Origin of the sequence: Chryseobacterium metallicongregator, assembly GCF_031324065.1 — a bacterium.
Classification (GTDB): Bacteria; Bacteroidota; Bacteroidia; order Flavobacteriales; family Weeksellaceae; genus Chryseobacterium; species Chryseobacterium metallicongregator.
The window spans coordinates 1-1,968 of sequence record NZ_JAVIXS010000025.1 but is presented as its reverse complement, the minus strand read 5'-3'; the positions used below and the strand labels follow the sequence as shown (position 1 = coordinate 1,968).

Annotated in this window: 2 pseudogenes; both read right to left on the bottom strand. The window is 36.6% G+C overall.

Annotation, left to right across the window (positions count from 1 at the left end):
• A pseudogene (locus REB14_RS24000) lies at window positions 1-489 on the bottom strand (OmpA family protein); the annotation flags it as partial.
• 212 nt (window positions 490-701) lie between these two features.
• Window positions 702-1,968 (bottom strand): annotated as a pseudogene (locus REB14_RS23995) (OmpA family protein); the annotation flags it as partial.

Sequence of the window (1,968 nt, the reverse complement as noted above, 5' to 3'; positions counted from 1 at the left end):
TCCATGAAGTGCCCATCTGTAAGGGGAATGGTTATCAACTCTTCTTAATAAGTTAGAAAAATTAATATCTCCTAAGATAGAGATTGCGTCATACTGAGTTCTTGCTCCTACTGCAGATGCATCTGGTGCTGCATTTTTAGTATTGAACCATCCTTGTCTGGTTTCACCTCTGTCATATTGTAAATTGATCCCAAAAGCATGGGTAATCGCTTTATCAATACTTACATAGGCTGAATACCCAAAAAGGTTTTTACCGTTACCATTTTTGATTGAAGTTAAATCTGCTGACTGAAGAAGTGGAACACCTACACCAGCAGAAATAGACCAATCGTTAAATCTTTTAGACTGATTGGTGAATGGGGAAACATTAGCAGATCCCGAAGAAAATGTATTAGGATACTCTCCTTTTGAAACTGCCGTTGAGTCTTGTGCATAAGTGGCAGAAGGAATTGCCAAAGCTAATGCAACAATTGCTAAACTTAATTTCATAGTGTTATTTTTTTAAGTTAAGTTATTTTAAATGATTTTTTTACGCTAAAAAGTGATTATGTGTTAATTTTTTTCAAAACAAACTTGCTGATTACTAACGTGTTTTACACAGTTGTCCTGAAAATAATGATAAAGGTATGTAAAAAAATTCGTAGTAGAAAAAAAATAAACCGAAAAGAGCAATTCTTTTCGGTTTAAGAAGTATTTGAAATTTATTTCTTCTTTTTCTTAGCAGGAACTTTTTTTACTGCTTTTTTTACAGGAGCATCTTCATAGTCTTTCTTTTTGATAGAATCCCATTCTGAACTTTCTATAAATCTTACAGTAACTTTTCTATCTGCCATTCTTTCAGCATCTGAAGCTGATGCAGGGATTGTTGCTTCAGCAGAACCAACTCCTCTTGATTTTAGTACATTTTCATTAATGCCTCTGTTTTCAAGAGCTCCTACTACAGCAGCTGCTCTTTCTTTAGACAATCTAAGGTTGTAGGCTGCATTTCCTTTGATATCTGTATGCCCGGTTAACAAATAATTACCTCCGTTTTCTTTAATAATTGAAGCTGCCAGATCCAATTTTTCGTTAGATTCAGGTCTGATGGTAGCTTTATTAAAGTTGAAATAAATATCCTTAAGGGTTTTTTCTACTTCTACAGCGGTTTCTTTATGATCTTTAACGATAGGACATCCGTTGTTTTCAACAGGTCCAGGAACTGTAACACACTTATCGTAAAGGTCAATTACCCCGTCTAGGTCTGTATCAAGTGCAACTCCGGCACCGTCCACTCTTGCTCCCGCAGGAGTATCAAGCTGTCTGTCCCAATCGTCACATACCCCGTCGTTATCAGCATCTCCTTTTTTACATACTTCGATATCCTGGTTTTTATTAGCCAGTACATCCAGTTTGTAATAGATTTCCTGAAGTGGGTCATGCCACATTAAGTGAGATTCGTGTTTTCCTAATTTGAAAGAAAGACCTAAAGTGGCATTGAAGAAGTTGTCAGAAACCTGCTCAGAACGCTTGTTTATTGCGCTGTAAGCATCACCGCCTCCGTCAAATTCATCATCACCTGTTACCACATACATTAATCTACCTTCAATATCGATTCTTCTGTTTACTTTGAACTTCACACCTGTACCAGCCTGGAAGAACAGAGAACCTAATTGGAAAGGTTTGATTTCAGTCATTAATGTCTGTTTGTTACTTCCGTCTTTCTGGTATGCTCTGTAGGCAATAGTACCAATACCTGCATATCCATGAAGTGCCCATCTGTAAGGGGAATGGTTGTCAACTCTTCTTAATAAGTTAGAAAAATTAATATCTCCTAAGATGGAGATTGCGTCATAATGAGTTCTTGCTMMTACTGCAKATGCATCTGGTGCTGCATTTTTAGTATTGAACCATCATAGTCTGGTTTCAACTCTGTCATATTGTAAATAGATCCCAAAAGCATGGGTAATCGCTTTATCAATACTTACATAC